This window comes from Micromonospora sp. NPDC050686 (genome assembly GCF_040654475.1).
Lineage (GTDB): Bacteria > Actinomycetota > Actinomycetes > Mycobacteriales > Micromonosporaceae > Micromonospora.
This window is the reverse complement of the sequence record NZ_JBFAID010000003.1, coordinates 144,736-162,237: the sequence shown is the minus strand read 5'-3', so window position 1 is coordinate 162,237 and position 17,502 is coordinate 144,736. Positions and strand designations below refer to the sequence as shown.

Genomic DNA, 17,502 nt, shown 5'->3' with positions numbered 1-17,502 from the left:
ACCTCCACGTGCCGGCCCAACGTTGGGCACCCCCGGTGGAACACTCTAGTCCCGCGGTCGGGATGTTCCCCGTCCACGACATCCTGCTCGCCGAGCCTAGGCCGCCGGCACCAGCCGGCGCAGCCCGGACAGACGCGAGGGGATTTCGCATTCACTCCCAGACAGTTAGCGTGCAGACGTGGTGACCCACACCGAGCAACTCCGGCGGCGCCTGGACGCGGCGACCGCCCACCTCGACCCGCCGTACGCGGTGGTCGACCTGGCCGCCTTCGACGCCAACGCCGCCGCGCTCGCCGAGCGGGCCGGCGGCAAGCCGATCCGGATCGCCAGCAAGTCGCTGCGGTGCCCCGAGCTGATCGCCCGCGCGCTGGCCCGGCCGGGCTGGCGCGGCGTGATGGCCTTCACGCTGCCCGAGGCGCTCCGGCTGGTCGAGGCCGGGGTGACCGACGACGCGCTGGTGGCGTACCCGACCGCCGACCGGGGCGCGCTCGCCCGGCTGGCCGCCGACCCGGCGCTGGCCGGCGCGGTGACGCTGATGGTCGACGGGACCGAGCAGCTCGACCTGATCGACGCCGAGTGCCCCCCGGGGCGGCGCCCGCCGCTGCGGATCTGCCTCGAACTCGACGCCTCCTGGCGGCCACTGGGCGGTCGGGTGCACGTGGGCGTGCGCCGCTCACCGGTGCACAGCGCCCGGGCGGCCGGCGCGCTGGCCGCCGCCATCACCGGCCGGCCGGGCTTCCGGCTGGTCGGCCTGATGGCGTACGAGGCGCAGATCGCCGGCCTGGGTGACGCCCCGCCCGGCCAGGCGGCGTACGGGGCCGCGATCCGGCTCGCCCAGCGCGGCTCGTACCGGGAACTGCTGGCCCGCCGGGGCGCGGCGGTGGCCGCGGTACGCGAACACGCCGACCTGGCGTTCGTCAACGGCGGCGGCACCGGCAGCCTGGCCGCGACCAGCGCGGATCCCGCGGTCACCGAGGTCACCGCGGGATCGGGCCTGTACGGGCCGACGCTGTTCGACGCGTACCGGGCCTGGCGGCCGACCCCGGCCGCGTTCTTCGCCTGCGCGGTGGTCCGGCGCCCGGGGCCGGGCCTGGCCACCGTGCTGGGCGGCGGCTGGATCGCCTCCGGCCCGGCGGCGGCGAGCCGACTGCCCCGGCCGTGGCTGCCGGCGGGGCTGAAGCTGCTCGGCGCCGAGGGGGCCGGCGAGGTGCAGACCCCGCTGGCCGGGCGGGCCGCGGCCGACCTGCGCGTCGGCGACCGGGTCTGGTTCCGCCACGCCAAGGCCGGCGAACTCTGCGAGCACGTCAACGAGCTGCACCTGGTCGACGGCGACGCCGTCGTGGCGACCGTGCCCACCTACCGGGGCGAGGGTCACGCGTATCTGTGAGCGGCGGCGGGGCTCCCGGCGCACCTCGGGCGCCCGCCGCCCTGGTCCTGCCCGGTCGCACCCCGGGCTCCCCCGCGTCGCCGCCGGCTTGCGGCCGGTGGCGGACCCCGCTCAGTTGGACTGACCGGCCTCGGTCCTGGTGTCGACCTGGCGATAGAGGTACTCCCGGATCAGCGCCTTCGCCTCGATCAGGACCCGGGCGTCGCCCTCGGGCCGGCGGCGGAACGCCAGCTTGATCAGGGCGTCGGCCGCCTCGACGGCGATCTCCAGGTGGAACCGGAGGTCGGGCACGTCACGCAGGCCGAACCGTTCGGTCAACACCCGGGCCAACTGGTCGGCGATCACGCCGTTGTTGTCGCGCTGCTCGTCGAGCAGGTGCAGGTCGACCACGTCGCCGAAGTGCAGGGTACGGAAGCCGGGGACGGTGCGGTGCATCGTGATGTACTCGTCGATGCCCGCGTCGACGCCGTCCCACCAGTGGGTCAGGTCGTCGGAGGCGAACCGCTCGTCGAGCCGCTGCAGGTAGGACTCCATGGTGCGCAGGGTCAACGCCTGGACGATCGCCCGCTTGTCCGGAAAGAACTGATAGACCGACCCGATCGCCACCTCGGCCCGCTCGGCGAGCAACGTCGTGGTCAGCCCCTCGTAACCGACCTCGTCGACGAGCTCCGCGCAGGCGTCCAGCATCCGCTGGACCCGCGCGACACTTCGACCCTGCACCGGAACGCGGCGCAGCGGTCCGGTCGTGGCGGCTGGTGTGGACACTCGGCGCCACCCCCCTTCGACGGATGAACATATCTGCACGTCACGAGTCCGTGACTACCGGTACTAACGATCGGACCCCGATTGCGGTATTTACCAGGCACAACGTTCCTGATATGAAGGCAGTTCACATTCATGTCGAGGAGGGTCGATGGCCGCCACTGCGCCGCCCACCACCGCCTGGTCGAACTGGGCCGGCAACCAGCACGCCGACCCCGGCGCCGTGCTGCGCCCCGCCACGGTGGACGGCGTCGTCGAGGCCGTTCGGTCGGCCGGCGCGGCGGGCGAGCGGATCCGCCCGGTGGGCAGCGGGCACTCCTTCACCCCCATCGCCCGCCCCGAGGGCCGGCAGTTGGAACTCGGCGCCCTGCGCACCGACATTCGGGTGGAACGATCCGCCCGGCTGGTCACCGTACCCGCCGGGATGACCCTGCGAACCCTCAACGCGCTGCTCGCCGAGCACGGTCTCGCCCTGCCCAACCTGGGCGACATCGACGCCCAGACGGTGGCCGGGGCGATCTCCACCGGCACCCACGGCACCGGCGCCGGCTACGGCTGCCTGTCCACCTTCGTCGAGGCGCTGACGCTGGTCACCGGCACCGGCGAGGTGCTGCGCTGCACCGCCGGGCAGCACCCGGACGTGCTCGCCGCCGCCCGGGTCGGCCTGGGCGCGCTCGGCGTGCTGGTCGAGGTGACCCTGCGCTGCGTGGACGCCTTCGTGCTGCGGGCACACGAGCGGCCGGCGCCGCTGGCCGCCGTGCTGGCCGAGCTGCCGGCGCTGGTCGAGCGGCACGACCACGTCGAGTTCTACTGGTTCCCGTACACCGACCGGGTGCAGGTCAAGACCAACGACCGGGTGCCCGCCGACGACCGGCCGCTGCCCCGCTGGCGCGGCTGGCTGGACGACGACTTCCTCGCCAACACCGTCTTCGCGGGCGCCTGCCGGCTGGGCCGCGCCGTGCCGGCGCTGGCCCCCGCCATCAGCGCGATCTCCGCCCGGGCGCTCACCGAGCGCAGCTACACCGGCCGCTCCGACGCAATCTTCTGCACCCCCCGCCGGGTCCGTTTCGTGGAGATGGAGTACGGCCTGCCGCGCGCCGCCCTGCCCGAGGCGCTGGACGCCCTGCGGCGGATCGTCGACGGGCTGCCGTTCAAGGTGCTCTTCCCGGTCGAGGTGCGGTTCACCGCCGCCGACGACATCTGGCTCTCGCACGGCTACGGACGGGACTCGGTCTACCTCGCCGTGCACCAGTACGTCGGGATGCCGTACGAGCCGTACTTCCGGGCGTTCGAGCGGGTGGCGACGGAGCTGGGCGGCCGGCCGCACTGGGGCAAGCTGCACTGGCGGGACGCGGCGTCGCTGGCCCCCGCGTACCCGAGGTTCGCCGACTTCCTGGCGCTGCGCGACCGGCTCGACCCGGGGCGGGTGTTCGGCAACGGCTACCTGGACCGGGTGCTCGGCGGGGCGCCCTCCGGCACGACCGCCTGACCGGCCCCCACGTATCCCAGCACCCGGTCGTACGCGGCCTGGTAGTCCCGCCGGGCGGCCGGTGCGGTGCCCGGGTCGGCGAGCGCCGCGGTCAGGTCGACCAGGCGCAGCCGGGGCGCGAGGTCGGTCCAGGTGGGCAGCGCCTCCATCCGGGTCACCTGCCAGCGGCCGGGCGCCACCTCGGTGAAGGTGGCCCGGGCCAGCACCCCCTCACGGTTGTCGTCGACCGGGTCGGCGTGCCTGGCCAACTGGTTGCCCATCCCGAAGACCACCCACTTGTCGCCGAACCGCTGGAACGGCTGCACGGCGTGGGCGTGGTGGCCCAGGATCAGGTCCACGTCCGGCGAGGCGATCAGCTGCCGGGCCCAGTCCCGCTGGTCGGCGTCGGGCCGATGCTCGTACTCCGTACCCCAGTGCAGGCTGAGCACGACGATGTCCGCGCCGGCGGCCCGGGCCCGGCGGGCGGCGGCCAGGATCTCCGGCGGGTCGATCAGGTTGGCCAGCCACTCCCGGCCGGCCGGGCGGTCCAGGCCGTTGAAGTTCAAGCTGTACGCCAGGTGCGCGACCCGGACCCCGCCGACCCGGTAGATGCGCGGGGTGGCCGCCTCGGCGGCGCTGCGCGCGCTCCCGGTGTGCCCGAGGCCGGCCGCGTCGAGCGCCCGGATCGTCCGGGCCACCCCCTCGGCGCCCTGGTCCAGCGTGTGGTTCGAGGCGGTCGAGCAGCCGTCGAAGCCCGCGGACCGCACCCCGGCGAGCACCTGCGGCGGCGCGTTGAACGACGGATAACCGGAGAACGGGCCGGCCGGGTCGGCCAGCGGGGTCTCCAGATGGCAGAGCGCGAGATCGGCCCCGCGCACCACCGGCGCCACGCCCGCGAACATCGGCGCGAAGTCGAGGCCGGACCCGCCGGCGTCCCGGCGGGCCTGCTCGGTGACCGCCGGATGGACCAGCACGTCACCGGCGGCGACCAGGCGCAACGTCCGACGGGCCGGCGGCTCCGATGCGGCCGCCCGGCCCGTGGTCGGCCCGGCCGCCGGCGACGCGGCGCCCGGCGGCGCGGCACCCGGCCCGGCGTGGTCGGCCGGGCGGAGCGCCTGCCAACCCACCATCACGGCGAGCAGCAGGACGACGGCCATCCCGACGGCGAGGAGCGCCCTGCGGGCCACCACGGATACGAGCATCTGGCTCACGTTAGGTGCGCGGCGGATCGGCTGCGGCCCTCAGTTCGGACATTTCACCCTAAGGTGGGCGGTCGCTCTCTCCGCTGTCGCGAAACGGCCACTCCACTCCCCCGCAAACCCGCAACCCGCACCCCAGCGGCGGCGAGCTCAGCACGAAATGCCGCAACCCGCAGCCTCGGGGCGGCGGGCGTGGCGGCGACGTCAGTCGCTCTCGGTGCCGGCGGTGGCCTTGCCCGGGGCGGCCCTCTTGGCCGGGGCGGCCTTTGCGGTGGCCGCCTTCTTCGCCGCGGTGGACTTGGCGGCCGCGGTCTTCTTCGCCGCCGTCGCCTTGGTGGCCGTCGCCTTCTTGGCGGCGGTCGTCTTCTTGGCAGCCGTCGTCTTCTTCGCCGGTGCCGCCTTCTTCGCCGCCTTCTTCTTCGGCGCCGGCCCCTTCGCCCGCTTCTCGGCGAGCATCTCCGAGGCCTGCGCCAGGGTCAGCTCCTCCGGGGTCTGCCCGCGCCGCAGCGAGGCGTTGAACTCCCCGTCCGTGACGTACGGCCCGAACCGCCCGTCCTTGATGACCAGCGGCTTCTCGGTCAGCGGGTCGTTACCCATCTCGCGCAGCGGCGGCGCCGCGGCCCGGCGCTGGCGGGCCTTCGGCGCGGCCAGCAGGGCCAACGCCTCCTCCAGCGTGACGGTGAACAGCTTCTCCTCGGAGTCCAGCGACCGGAACTCCTCGCCCCGCTTGACGTACGGGCCGTAGCGGCCGTTGTTGGCCTGCACCTCGTTGCCCTCGGGGTCGACGCCGACCACCCGGGGCAGGCTGAGCAGCTTCAACGCGTCGGCGAAGGTGAGCGAGTCCGGCGACTGGGAGCGCAGCAGCGACGACTTGCGCTCCCCGCTGGACACGTACGGGCCGAACCGGCCGGACTTGAGCACGATCGGCTCGCCGGTGCCCGGGTCGTCGCCGAGCTTGCGCTCGCCCCCGCCACCGAGGAACAGCTCGTGCACCTTCTCCGGGGTCAGCTCGTCCGGCGCCAGGCCCTCGGGAATCGGCGCCCGGTCCCCCTGGCCGCCGCCCTCCTCGCCCTCGCCCGACGGGGTGGGCTGCTCGCCGGGGAGCGCCCGCTGCAGGTACGGCCCGTACCGGCCGACCCGGACGACGACCTCGCGGCCCTCGTCGTCGGTGTGCAGCGGGATCGAGTTGACGCTGCGCGCGTCGATCTCGCTGAGATCCTCAGTCACCAGCTTCTTCAACCCGCCGGAACGGGCGATCGTCTGGTCGCCGGTGCCGTTGGCGCTGCCGAAGTAGAAGGAGGTGAGGAAGTCCACCGCGGCGTGGTCGCCGCCGGCGATCTCGTCCAGCTCGTTCTCCATGCTGGCGGTGAAGTCGTAGTCGATCAGGCGCGGGTAGTGCCGCTCCATCAGCCCGATCACCGCGAACGCCAGGAACGACGGGATCATCGCCTGGCCGCGCTTGAAGACGTACCCCCGGTCCTGGATGGTCTGCATGATCGACGCGTACGTCGACGGGCGGCCGATGCCCAGCTCCTCCAGGGCCTTGACCAGCGACGCCTCCGTGTAGCGCGACGGTGGCTGGGTGTGGTGCCCCTGCGCGGCCAGCTCGTCGGCGGTCAGCGGCTGGTCCTTGACCAGGGTGGGCAGCCGCCGCTCGGCGTCCTCCGCCTCGGCGTTCTCGTCGTCGCTGGACTCCACGTACGCCCGCAGGAAGCCCGGGTCGGTGATGGTCTTGCCGGTGGCGCCGAAGTCGGCCTCCTCCTGCGCCGTGGAGACCGCGCGGATGCGCACCGAGACGCTGGAGCCGACCGCGTCGGTCATCTGCGAGGCGATGGTCCGCCGCCAGATCAGCTCGTAGAGCTTGAACTCCTCGCCGGACAGCTCCCGGGCCACGTCGCCCGGGGTGCGGAAGTTGTCCCCCGCCGGGCGGATCGCCTCGTGCGCCTCCTGTGCGTTCTTCACCTTGCCGGTGTAACGGCGCGGCTCCGGCGGCACGCTGCGCTCGCCGTACAGCTCGACGATCTGCCGGCGGGCCGCCGCGATGGCGGTCTCCGACAGGTTCACCGAGTCGGTACGCATATAGGTGATGTAGCCGTTCTCGTACAGCCGCTGCGCGGTGCGCATCGTCTGCTGCGACGAGAAGCGCAGCTTGCGGGCCGCCTCCTGCTGGAGGGTCGAGGTGATGAACGGCGCGTACGGGCGGCGGCGGTAGGGCTTCTCCTCGACCCGGGTGACCGTGAACGGCCGGTCCGCCAGGCGGGCGGCGAGCCCCCGGGCCCCGCCCTCGTCGAGGTGGACCACCCCGGCGCCGGGCTTCACCCGGCCGGTGGTCGGCTCGAAGTCCTTGCCGGTGGCGATCCGGTCGCCGTTCAGCGCGACCAGGGTGGCGTTGAAGTTCCGGGGGCCCTCGCCCGCGTTCGCCACCGCCAGGGTGGCCAGGATGTCCCAGTATTCCGCGGTGCGGAAGGCCATCCGCTGGCGTTCCCGCTCGACCACGATCCGGGTCGCCACGGACTGCACCCGGCCCGCCGAGAGCCTCGGCATGACCTTCTTCCACAGCACCGGGGAGACCTCGTAGCCGTACAGCCGGTCGAGGATGCGCCGGGCCTCCTGCGCGTCGACCAGGTCCCGGTCGATCTCGCGCGGGTTGGCCACCGCGGCCTGGATGGCCGGCTTGGTGATCTCGTGGAAGACCATCCGCTTGACCGGCACCTTGGGCTTGAGCGTCTCGACCAGGTGCCAGGCGATGGCTTCGCCCTCGCGGTCCTCGTCCGTCGCCAGGAAGATCTCGTCGACCTCCTTGGCCAGCTTCACCAGCTTGCTGATCTGCTGCCGGCGGTCGGCGGAGACCACGTAGAGGGCGTGGAAGCCGTTGTCAACGTCCACCCCGAGCCGGGCCCACGGCTCGCCCTTGTACTTGGCCGGCACGTCGGCGGCGTTGCGCGGGAGGTCCCGGACGTGGCCGAAGCTGGCCTCCACGACGTACCCCGGGCCGAGATAGCCCGAGATCGTCTTGGCCTTCGCCGGTGACTCGACGATGACCAGACGGGTGGTTCCAGCATTACTCGGCACGTCTCTCTCCGACCTCACTCCTACTCAATGCCCGTTTCGGGCCGCGTTGCACCAGCAGGCCACCGCCGATGGTGGATGTCCAACGTAACGCGCCGCCCGGTTTCCGGTTGTCACGGGCGGCGATCGTCCGGTGCGGCGCCCCACGGGCCGGCCGCCCCGGCGGTTGTGCCGGACGGCGCCACCGTACACCGTGGGTAGGCCGCGAAGTGGTGACTGTGACGACGCCGCACCGTCGGTGGAGGTCAGATCCGGCCGTTTTCCGGCCCGGACCACCGCGCCAGCTGTCCTTGATCGGACACCTGGCCGGTGCCGGTTGCCGCAGCTCGGGGCGATCCCCGGCCGGGCGGCTGAGCGCGACCGCGCCGGCCCCGACTCACCGGCCGGGTCGCGCCGGCCAGTCGGCCGGGGGCGCGGCGGTCGGGCGGTCCCCGACCAGCTCCGCCAACCGGCCCAGCCGCCGCCGGCCGGCGATCCGGTACGCCGGGCCGCCCGCGCCGGCGTCCAGCAGCGTCCCGGCCAGGCCGACCGCGGCGAGCGCCCGCCCCACCGGCTCCCAGCACTGCTCGTCGGCCGCGCCGAGCCGGAGCCGGAAGCCCGGCGGATCGGCCCGGCCGGCCGCGGCGAGCCAGATCCGCAGCCGGCGCCCGTTGAGGTGGAAGGCCGCGGGTGGCCGCTTCACGCCGCCGCGGGCCCAGGCCAGCGCCAGCGGCGCCAGGGTGCTCGTGTACGCGGTGCGCACGGTGTGCCGCCGCTGCCCCGTCTCCTCGTCGCCGACCGTCTCCCAGGTCGCCGCCAGCCCTCGCGCGGCCAGCTCCGCCACCAGCACGTGCACCCGCCAGCCCGCGTCCACCACCACCGACAGCCGCGCCGTGCCCCCCATCCGGACCACCTCCCCCGGCCCGGCGAGCAGGCCGGCCAGGTCGGCCACGGACGGATCGGCGGCCTCGGTGCCGAACAGCGACAGCTGGCGGCCCGGGTCGGGGGGTGAGTCGGGTGGGGTCAGCGACACTCCGGGACCTCGTCGAAGGCGGCCTTGAGCTCTTCGGAGCGCAGCCGGCTGGTGTCCAGCGCGCTCGCGTCGTACTCCTTGCTCAGGTTCTCCACCGCGCTCTGCACCCCGTCATAGAAGGTGGCGGGCCGGCTGGTGTCCAGCCCGCGCACGGCGTCGCGGGCCCGGCCGTACGCGTCCCGCATCCGGGTCAGCGAGGACCGGAAGCCGGCGGAGATCTCCTCCCCCCCGGAGATCTCCGGGACGCCGGCCTCCGCCACCTGCCGGCGGGCGTCCTCGCTGGCCCGGTGGGCCCCGTCGAAGAGCCGGACCAGGTTCTCCCGGGCCTGCGCCGGGGTGGTCTGCGCGGTCATCTGCTGCTGGGTCCCACTGGTCAGCTTGCTGATCTCCGCCCGCCACGGGGCGAGCGCCACGCAGACCGACGCGGCCCAGGCCCGAGGGCTGGGGCCACCGCCGCAGGCGCCAACCGTGAGCAGGAGCGTGGCCAGGACCACCGTGAGTTTCCCGGCGGCAGACGCCCGGCACGTACGCATGCGTTGCAGCGTACGGCCTGACCGTGGAACCGCCACCGGTCAGGTTTGCCGGGCGCGGGCCGGACGGCACGGTTCCCGGCCGGCGGGTGCCGACCGGGAACCGTCACCGTCCCGAGCGCTCAGGCGTTGATCGTCTCCGGCCGCTGGTCCGGGGTGTCCACCCCGGAGCCGGAGTCGTTCATCGCCACGCCCTTGCGCTTGCTGAACACCACCGCCGCGACGATGATCAGCGTGGCCACCACGGCGACCGCCACCCGCAGCGGGGTGTTCGCGTCGTCGCCGACGTTCCACGCCACCACGGCGGGCGCGATCAGCAGCGAGACCAGGTTCATCACCTTGATCAGCGGGTTGATCGCCGGGCCGGCGGTGTCCTTGAACGGGTCACCGACGGTGTCGCCGATGACCGTCGCGGCGTGCGCGTCGGAGCCCTTGCCGCCGTACGCGCCGTCCTCCACCAGCTTCTTGGCGTTGTCCCAGGCGCCACCGGAGTTGGCCAGGAACACCGCCATCAGCGTGCCCGCGCCGATCGCGCCGGCCAGGTACGCCGCCAGCGCGCCGGGGCCGAGGCCGAAACCGACCGCGATCGGGGCGAGGATGGCGAGCAGGCCGGGGGTCAGCAGCTCGCGCTGCGCGTCCCGGGTGCAGATGTCGACGACCTTGCCGTACTCCGGGCGCTGGGTGCGGTCCATGATGCCGGGCAGCTCGCGGAACTGCCGGCGGACCTCCATCACCACGGCGCCGGCCGAGCGGGAGACCGCGTTGATGGCGAGCCCGGAGAAGAGGAACACCACCGCGGCGCCGATGATCAGGCCGACCAGGTTGCGCGGGTTCGCCACGTTGAGGAAGTTGATGATCTCGTTGCCGACCGCCGGGTCGGTGGCGCCCAGCCCGCGGGCGTCGGCGACCGCGGACTGCAGCGTGTCGGTGTACGAGCCGAACAGCGCGGTCGCGGCCAGCACGGCGGTGGCGATGGCGATGCCCTTGGTGATCGCCTTGGTGGTGTTGCCGACCGCGTCCAGCTCGGTCAGCGTCCGCGCGCCGTGCTCGTCGATGTCGCCGGACATCTCCGCCACGCCCTGGGCGTTGTCGGAGATCGGGCCGAAGGTGTCCATCGCCACGATCACGCCGACCGTGGTGAGCAGGCCGGTGCCGGCCAGCGCCACCGCGAACAGGGACAGCGTGATCGAGCTGCCGCCGAGCAGGAACGCGCCGAACACGCCGGCGCCGATCAGCAGCGCCGAGTAGACCGCCGACTCCAGGCCGACGCTGATGCCGGCGAGGATGACGGTGGCCGCGCCGGTCTGCGAGCTCTTGCCGATGTCCTGCACCGGACGCTTGTTGGTCTCGGTGAAGTAGCCGGTGAGCGCCTGGATCGCGGCGGCCAGCACGATGCCGATCACGACCGCGCCGATGGCCACCAGCCGCGGGTTGCGGTCGACGCCGGTGAGCCCGCCCTCCAGCTCGTCGAAGGTCGCCGGCAGGTACGCGAAGGCGGCGATCGCCACCAGCACCGCCGCGATCAGCGCGGAGAGGTAGAAGGCCCGGTTGATCGCGGTCAGGCCGCTGCGGTCGCTGGTCCGCAGCCGGGTGATGAACACGCCGACGATCGCGACCAGCACGCCGATGGTGGAAATGATCAGCGGGAAGACCAGGCCGGTCTCGCCGAACGCGGCCCGGCCGAGGATCAGCGCGGCGACCAGCGTGACCGCGTACGACTCGAAGAGGTCGGCGGCCATGCCGGCGCAGTCGCCGACGTTGTCACCGACGTTGTCGGCGATGGTGGCGGCGTTGCGCGGGTCGTCCTCGGGGATGCCCTGCTCGACCTTGCCGACCAGGTCGGCGCCGACGTCGGCGGCCTTGGTGAAGATGCCGCCGCCGACCCGCATGAACATGGCCAGCAGCGCGGCGCCGAAGCCGAAGCCCTCCAGCACCGTCGGCGCGTCGCCCTCGAAGAGCAGCACGACCAGCGCGGCGCCGAAGAGACCGAGGCCGACGGTGAGGAAGCCGACCACGCCGCCGGTGCGGAACGCGATCTTCATGGCGCCCTCACGGCCACCTTCGCGCTCCCGGGCCGCCGCGGCGACCCGCAGGTTGGCGCGGGTGGCCAGCCACATGCCGGCACCACCGATGAACGCGCTGAACAGGGCGCCCACCACGAAGAAGGCCGACCGGCCGATCTTCACCGCGACCTCGCTGCCGTCGGTGTCGTGCACCGGCAGCAGGAAGAGCAGTACGACGGCGACGACGACGAAGATCGCCAGCGTCCTGAACTGGCGGAGCAGGTAGGCCGAGGCGCCCTCCTGGACCGCCCCGGAGATCTCCTGCATGTTGGTGGTGCCCTTGCCGGCTGCCAGTACCGCCCTGGTGAGGGCGGCGGCGAAGACGAGTGCCACCAGCGCGATGACCGCGGCGATGACGACGTACGTCACGTTGGCTCCGGTAAGGGACAGCCCGCCGCTGTCGGCGGCCAAGGTCCCGGACATCTGTGTCCTCCTGTACCGAACACTCGCGTCGGTCCGTGGAGACGCACGGGCCGACGCCTTGGATGTGGACTCGCAAGCGCGCGCCAACCCACCCCGGCGGACCAGCGATGAACACCCGTTCCCGCTGGCTGCGGGAACGGATCACTTGCTGACAACCCGGGTACTGTAGCCCTACGCAGTGTTGGAGGTCACACGGAGGGGCCGCCGTGTCCCGATGATCTTCGTCGCTGTGTTATGAGGAAATATCTGATATAGAAGGCGGCCATCACGACGAGGCCGCATCCCGGCGGGACGCGGCCTCATTGGATCGCCGGCCTCGGCCGGCGGGTGGTTGCGGGGTGGGGTCAGCGACCGACGGGCCACACCATCCGGACCTCGGTGCCGATGCCCTCCGGCACCGGGCGCACCTGCAGATCCTCGACGAACCCGGCGAGCAGGGCGAAGCCGACGCCGGTGGTGAGATCGTCCTCGTCGAGCGACTCATTGGCCAACTGGTCGGCGTCCAACGCGGTCAGCCCGATGCTCGCCTCGATCGGCGCCCGGTCGATCACCCGCACCGTGTAGGAGCCGGTGTCGTCCATCTCCATCAGCACCGGGTCGGGCACGTGGTACTGGCGGTGCAGGGCCACCGCGCGGGTGCACGCCTCACCGATGGCCAGCCGCACCTCGTCCAGCAGGTCCTCCCGTACGCCGGCACGGCGGGCGACCGCCACGCCGACCAGCCGGGCGGTGCGGACGTGCACCGGTGCGGGCGAGAACGAGAGCTTGACCGCGGCCATCATGCCGCCGGGCCGGCGGCGACCGCCGCGTCGACCGTGGCGTGCAGCGGGAAGACCTGGTCCAGGGCGGTGATCCGGAAGATCTTGAGCAGCGGCTCCTTGTCGCAGACCAGCGCGAACGTGCCACCGACGGTGCGCAGCCGCTTGAGCGCGCCGACCAGCACGCCGAGGCCGGTGGAGTCGAGGAAGTCCACCCGGCCGAGGTCGACCACGACCTGACGGGCCCCGCCGTCGATCAACTCGAGGAGTCGTTCGCGCAGGCGGGGGGCCGTGTAGACGTCCACCTCACCGCCGACCTCGAGCACCGTGTGCTCGCCCACGGTGCGGGTCGTCAGCGACAGCTCCATCGGTCCCTCCCTCGCAAGAGCCGTAAACTCTCCTGGGCATCTAACCACCTTCCACCCGACGAACCCGAAGGTCACCGGCAGAGGCACCCATACCCACCGGCCCCGGGCTTCACCCCGAACACCCGTGCGAGAGTGCAGGACGTGACCCACGACAGTCCCCGCCCGGCACGCCCGTCGCCGCGCGACGGCCGGCAGCCGTCGGCCGCGGACCCGGGCACCGGGCGGGTGCCGGTGGCCGCGCCGGCCGACCTGCTGCGCCGGCTGCGCGCCCGGGCCAGCACCGACCCGGTCACCCACGTCGAACGGGTGCCCGCCCGCCCGGGCACGACCGCGCCGTGGCCGCGGTGGGCCCCGGAGGAGCTGCGGGCGGCGTTCGCCCGGCGCGGCGTCACCGCGCCGTGGCGGCACCAGGCCGAGGCGGCGGAGCTGGCGTACGCCGGCCGGCATGTGGTCGTCGCCACCGGCACCGCCTCGGGCAAGTCCCTGGCCTACCAGCTCCCGGCGCTGGCCACCCTGCTGGCCGACCCGCGGGCGACGGTGCTCTACCTGGCGCCCACCAAGGCGCTCGCCGCCGACCAGTTGCGGGCCGTCGCCGCGCTGGAACTGGAGGACGTCCGCCCGGCCTGCTACGACGGTGACACCCCCCGCGCCGAGCGGGAGTGGATCCGGCGGCACTCCCGGTTCGTGCTGACCAACCCGGACATGCTGCACCACGGCATGCTGCCCGGGCACGCCCAGTGGTCGGGCTTCCTGCGCCGGCTGACCCACGTGGTGGTCGACGAGTGCCACACCTACCGGGGCGTGTTCGGCTCGCACGTGGCGCACGTGCTGCGCCGGCTCCGCCGGCAGTGCGCGAAGTACGGCCGCCCCACCCGCCCCGACCTGCCCGCCGGGCCGACGTTCGTGCTGGCCTCGGCCACCTCCGGTGACCCGGCGACCACCGCCGGCCGGCTCACCGGCCTGCCGGTCACCGCCGTCACCGAGGACACCTCACCCCGCGGCGGGGTGACCTTCGCGCTGTGGGAGCCGCCGCTGCTGCCGGCCGCCGAGGACCAGGTCGTGGACCTGGCGCCGGTCCGCCGCTCGGCGCTGCGAGAGACCGCCGACCTGCTCGCCGACACGGTCGCCGAGGGGGTACGCACGCTCGCCTTCGTCCGCTCCCGCAAGGGCGCCGAGGTGGTCGCGGCGAGCGCCCGGCGCGGGCTGGACGAGGCGGTTCCCGGCCTGGGCGAGCGGGTGGCCGCCTACCGGGCCGGCTACCTGCGCGAGGAGCGGCGGGAGCTGGAACGGGCGCTGCTCCGGGGCGACCTGCTCGGGCTCGCCTCGACCAACGCGCTGGAGCTGGGCGTCGACCTGGTCGGGCTGGACGCGGTGCTGATCTGCGGCTGGCCGGGCACCCGGGCGTCGCTGTGGCAGCAGGCGGGCCGGGCCGGGCGCTCCGGCGGGGAGGCCCTCGCCGTGCTGGTGGCCCGGGACGACCCGCTGGACACCTACCTGGTGCACCACCCCGAGGCGCTGTTCGGCCGGCCGGTCGAGGCGACCGTGCTCGACCCGGCCAACCCGTACGTGCTGGCCCCGCAGCTGGCCTGCGCCGCGGCCGAGGCCCCGCTGACCCCCGCCGACCTGGAACTCTTCGGCGAGGGGGCGAAGGAGGCGGTCGAGTCGCTGGTCGAGGCGGGGGCGCTGCGGCAGCGGCCCACCGGCTGGTACTGGCGGCACCGGGAGCGCCCCCAGGTGGACCTGCGCGGCTCCGACGGCGCGCCGGTCTGCGTGGTGGAGGCGTCCACCGGGCGGCTGCTCGGCACCGTCGACGGTGGCTCGTCGCACTTCCTCGTCCACCCCGGCGCCGTCTACCTGCATCAGGGCGTCTCGTACGTGGTCGACTCGCTGGACCTGGCCGACGGCTGCGCGCTGGTGCACGCCGAGGAGCCGGACTGGTCCACCCACGCCCGTGACGTCATCTCACTGTCGGTGGCGTCGGTGCGCTCGTACGCGGACGCCGGGCCGGTCGGGCTCTTCCTCGGCGAGGTCGACGTGACCAGCCAGGTGGTGTCGTACCAGCGACGGCGGATCGCCTCGGGCGAGGTGATCGACACCCGACCGCTTGACCTGCCGACCCGGGAGCTGCGGACGGTCGCGGTGTGGTTCACCGTGTCGCCGGAGTCGTTGGCGCTCGCCGGGGTGCAGCCGGCCGACATCCCGGGGGCGCTGCACGCCGCCGAGCACGCGGCGATCGGGCTGCTGCCGCTGATGGCCACCTGCGACCGGTGGGACATCGGCGGGCTCTCCACCGCGGTCCACCCGGACACCGAGGCGCCGACGGTCTTCGTGTACGACGGGCACCCGGGCGGCGCCGGGTTCGCCGAGCGGGCGTACCGGACGGCGGGGGCCTGGCTGCGGGCCACCCGGGACGCGATCGCCGAATGCGGGTGCGACACCGGCTGCCCGTCGTGTGTGCAGTCCCCGAAGTGCGGCAACGGCAACAACCCGCTGTCCAAGCCGGACGCGATCAGGGTGCTCGACGTGGTGCTGGCGAACCTGCCCCCGGCCGAGGGCACCAGCCTGCCGGCGCTGCCTCAGCAGGGCGACCGGGGCGGTGCCGTGCCCGCCGGGGACGTCTCGGCGGCCGGTGACCGGGCCAGCGGGGACCGGGCCACGGGCGACGTTCCGGCCGCCGGTGACGTTCGGGCCGGGGGCTGAACCGGGAGGCTTTCCGGCGCCGGCCGCAGTCGGCTGGCCGAGTCATGCATGACCTTCGCAGGCATGGGGCATTGATACATGGGAGCGCTTCCATGGCTAGGTCATCGTTGATCCGCCGGGGGCGCTCGACACCAGCCGTGCTTGCCGCCCGTTGCCGCAGGAGGAGCCGTGGCCGACACCATCGCCGAGACCGTCGACCTGCTCTACGCCATCGACCAGGAGAAACTCACGCCCGACCAGTTGATCGCGCTCGGCGCCGCGCTGGCCTCGCTCGCCCAGGCGGAACGGCTGGCCCAGATCGACGAACGGCTCCGCCGGATTCACCAGGTGCTGAACGGTTGGGCGATGAAGGCCACCATGGAGGGCGGACGTTGACGGGTCGGCTGTGCGAAACTCCGGCCCGACCCCCCCCTGAAATGGAGATTTTATGCAGCTCGACGCTTTGCAGCAGCAGCACCAGTTCCACGTCCGGCAGCGGATCCGGATGATGGTCAACCAGTACGAGGTCCACAGCGTCGCACCGGACGGCTCGGAGGGCGGGTTGCTGGCGTTCGCCCAGCAGAAGCGCCTCGCCTTCAAGGAGCAGGTGACCATCTACACCGACGACTCGAAGCAGACCCCGCTGCTCGGCTTCAAGGCCCGCCAGCGACTCGACCTCGGCGCCACGTACGACGTGACCGACCACGCGGGCCAGCCGATCGGGCTGTTCCGCAAGGACTTCGCCCAGTCCCTGCTCCGCTCGACGTGGCACGTCGAGCAGGCCGGCCTGCCGCAGATCACCGGCCAGGAGCGGAGCATGCCGGTGGCCCTGCTGCGGCGCTTCGTCGACTCGCTGTCCTGGCTGCCGTACCACTTCGACTTCACCGCCAACGGCCAGCCGGTCTTCTCCGTGATCAAGAAGTGGGGCCTGCGCGACCGGTACGTGGTCACCATCCAGCACCCGCAGATCGACCGCCGGCTGGTGATCGCCATGGCGATCGGCCTGGACGCGCTTCAGAGCCGCTGATCAGGCCCGCACATTCGACCTGGACCGCCTCGGTTGCCCGACCACGGGTGCCGGGGCGGTTCGTCGTGGGCTGACCAGTCCCGCCTGCTGGACGAAGATCGACCGACGCGCGACGGCATCGCCCTTGGCGTTGAGCTGGTATCCGTCGAGCCAGATCCACCCGTCATAGGTCACCCAGTCGAGCACGCGGATCACGCGGAACAAGACCGGGCTGATGAACTGGACGCTGGCCGCACGAGTCACCCAGAGCAGGTCACCGGAGCGGGGTGTGGTCACCGCAGCCAACCAAGGAAACGGCGATGCAGCAGGCCAGCCGGAGCCCAACCCAGGTCTTGACTCGCTGCCACCAGGCACGAGCCCAGGTAGAGCGCGAGGGACGCCGGGGCCTGGTCGTACTCGGCTCGCAGCTCGCCGCGACGGGTCCGACAGGGCCAGGGGGCGCCACACCCGCCGCAGGTCCAGATCGGCAGAACCGGCCCATGCGTGGTCACCGCCCCTCCCCTGGCCAGTGACCCCGGTTGATCGGCACCTGATGCCGGACCCGGCAGGGCAGGTCATTGCCGCAGCGACAGATGATCCCCTTCCCGTCGAGGGACCACACCGGCCGATGTCTGCGCCGGAGGGTCAGCGCCACGGCAGTTAAGTACTCGTCGTAGGTGACGTGCCTGGACATGTCGCGCCCCTTCAGGAGGATCAACATGATCAGTCACTCTAAGTGCTGTATTGACGTAAGCACAACGGTACGGCAGCATGAAAT

At 73.1% G+C, this 17,502-nt stretch carries 15 protein-coding genes; 5 read left to right on the top strand and 10 right to left on the bottom strand.

The genetic code is table 11. From position 1 onward, the window contains the following. The first annotated feature begins 178 nt into the window (after nt 1–178). Nucleotides 179–1,387: an alanine racemase gene (locus AB0H57_RS04535; protein ID WP_357502587.1), complete on the top strand. Its 1,209-nt coding sequence runs from the start codon at nt 179–181 to the stop codon at nt 1,385–1,387. 111 nt (nt 1,388–1,498) lie between these two features. Here AB0H57_RS04535 and AB0H57_RS04530 read toward each other — a convergent pair whose 3' ends face one another. Then, on the bottom strand, nt 1,499–2,074 hold the full coding sequence (locus AB0H57_RS04530; protein ID WP_357502845.1) for a TetR family transcriptional regulator: 576 nt from the start codon (nt 2,072–2,074) through the stop codon (nt 1,499–1,501). Nucleotides 2,075–2,300: 226 nt separating this feature from the next. Here AB0H57_RS04530 and AB0H57_RS04525 point away from each other — a divergent pair, with 226 nt between their 5' ends. Continuing rightward, nucleotides 2,301–3,638, top strand: coding sequence for a D-arabinono-1,4-lactone oxidase (locus tag AB0H57_RS04525; protein WP_357502585.1), 1,338 nt, complete (start codon nt 2,301–2,303; stop codon nt 3,636–3,638). On the opposite strand, the gene AB0H57_RS04520 is transcribed toward AB0H57_RS04525, so the two are convergent. The 7 genes from AB0H57_RS04520 to AB0H57_RS04490 form a co-directional block, all read right to left on the bottom strand. Then, nucleotides 3,590–4,819, bottom strand: coding sequence for a CapA family protein (locus AB0H57_RS04520; protein WP_357502583.1), 1,230 nt, complete (start codon nt 4,817–4,819; stop codon nt 3,590–3,592). The two genes, AB0H57_RS04525 and AB0H57_RS04520, sit on opposite strands and share 49 nt — an antisense overlap. A gap of 201 nt (nt 4,820–5,020) precedes the next feature. Next, the gene (gene topA, locus AB0H57_RS04515; RefSeq protein ID WP_357502843.1) at nt 5,021–7,888 is read right to left on the bottom strand and encodes a type I DNA topoisomerase; all 2,868 of its coding nucleotides are present in this window, start codon (nt 7,886–7,888) and stop codon (nt 5,021–5,023) included. 373 nt (nt 7,889–8,261) lie between these two features. After that, nucleotides 8,262–8,897: a hypothetical protein gene (locus AB0H57_RS04510; protein WP_357502581.1), complete on the bottom strand. Its 636-nt coding sequence runs from the start codon at nt 8,895–8,897 to the stop codon at nt 8,262–8,264. Then, complete coding sequence (locus AB0H57_RS04505; protein WP_357502579.1) at nt 8,888–9,430, bottom strand: hypothetical protein; 543 nt, start codon at nt 9,428–9,430, stop codon at nt 8,888–8,890. Before AB0H57_RS04505 ends, AB0H57_RS04510 begins: the two co-directional genes overlap by 10 nt. Before the next feature lie 119 nt (nt 9,431–9,549). After that, nucleotides 9,550–11,913, bottom strand: coding sequence for a sodium-translocating pyrophosphatase (locus AB0H57_RS04500; protein WP_357502577.1), 2,364 nt, complete (start codon nt 11,911–11,913; stop codon nt 9,550–9,552). 344 nt (nt 11,914–12,257) lie between these two features. Then, complete coding sequence (locus AB0H57_RS04495; protein ID WP_357502575.1) at nt 12,258–12,695, bottom strand: ATP-binding protein; 438 nt, start codon at nt 12,693–12,695, stop codon at nt 12,258–12,260. After that, nucleotides 12,692–13,039 (bottom strand): STAS domain-containing protein, encoded by a 348-nt coding sequence (locus tag AB0H57_RS04490; protein WP_357502573.1) that lies wholly within the window; start codon nt 13,037–13,039, stop codon nt 12,692–12,694. Before AB0H57_RS04490 ends, AB0H57_RS04495 begins: the two co-directional genes overlap by 4 nt. A 141-nt stretch (nt 13,040–13,180) precedes the next feature. Between AB0H57_RS04490 and AB0H57_RS04485 the strand changes: the two genes are divergently transcribed. The 3 genes from AB0H57_RS04485 to AB0H57_RS04475 all read left to right on the top strand — a co-directional run bounded on the left by AB0H57_RS04485 (nt 13,181) and on the right by AB0H57_RS04475 (nt 16,745). Then, nucleotides 13,181–15,739, top strand: coding sequence for a DEAD/DEAH box helicase (locus tag AB0H57_RS04485; protein WP_357502571.1), 2,559 nt, complete (start codon nt 13,181–13,183; stop codon nt 15,737–15,739). Nucleotides 15,740–15,907: 168 nt separating this feature from the next. After that, the gene (locus AB0H57_RS04480) at nt 15,908–16,114 is read left to right on the top strand and encodes a hypothetical protein (RefSeq protein WP_357502569.1); all 207 of its coding nucleotides are present in this window, start codon (nt 15,908–15,910) and stop codon (nt 16,112–16,114) included. A gap of 52 nt (nt 16,115–16,166) precedes the next feature. After that, nucleotides 16,167–16,745 (top strand): hypothetical protein, encoded by a 579-nt coding sequence (locus tag AB0H57_RS04475; protein WP_357502567.1) that lies wholly within the window; start codon nt 16,167–16,169, stop codon nt 16,743–16,745. Here the strand turns inward: AB0H57_RS04475 and AB0H57_RS04470 are convergent, their stop codons facing one another. Both AB0H57_RS04470 and AB0H57_RS04465 read right to left on the bottom strand, forming a co-directional pair. Next, entirely contained in the window at nt 16,746–17,021 is a 276-nt protein-coding gene (locus tag AB0H57_RS04470; protein ID WP_357502565.1) for a hypothetical protein, read from the bottom strand. It lies immediately after the preceding gene. Between the two features lie 211 nt (nt 17,022–17,232). Then, nucleotides 17,233–17,445, bottom strand: a complete 213-nt coding sequence (locus tag AB0H57_RS04465) for a hypothetical protein (protein ID WP_357502563.1) — start codon at nt 17,443–17,445, stop codon at nt 17,233–17,235. Nucleotides 17,446–17,502 lie beyond the last annotated feature (57 nt).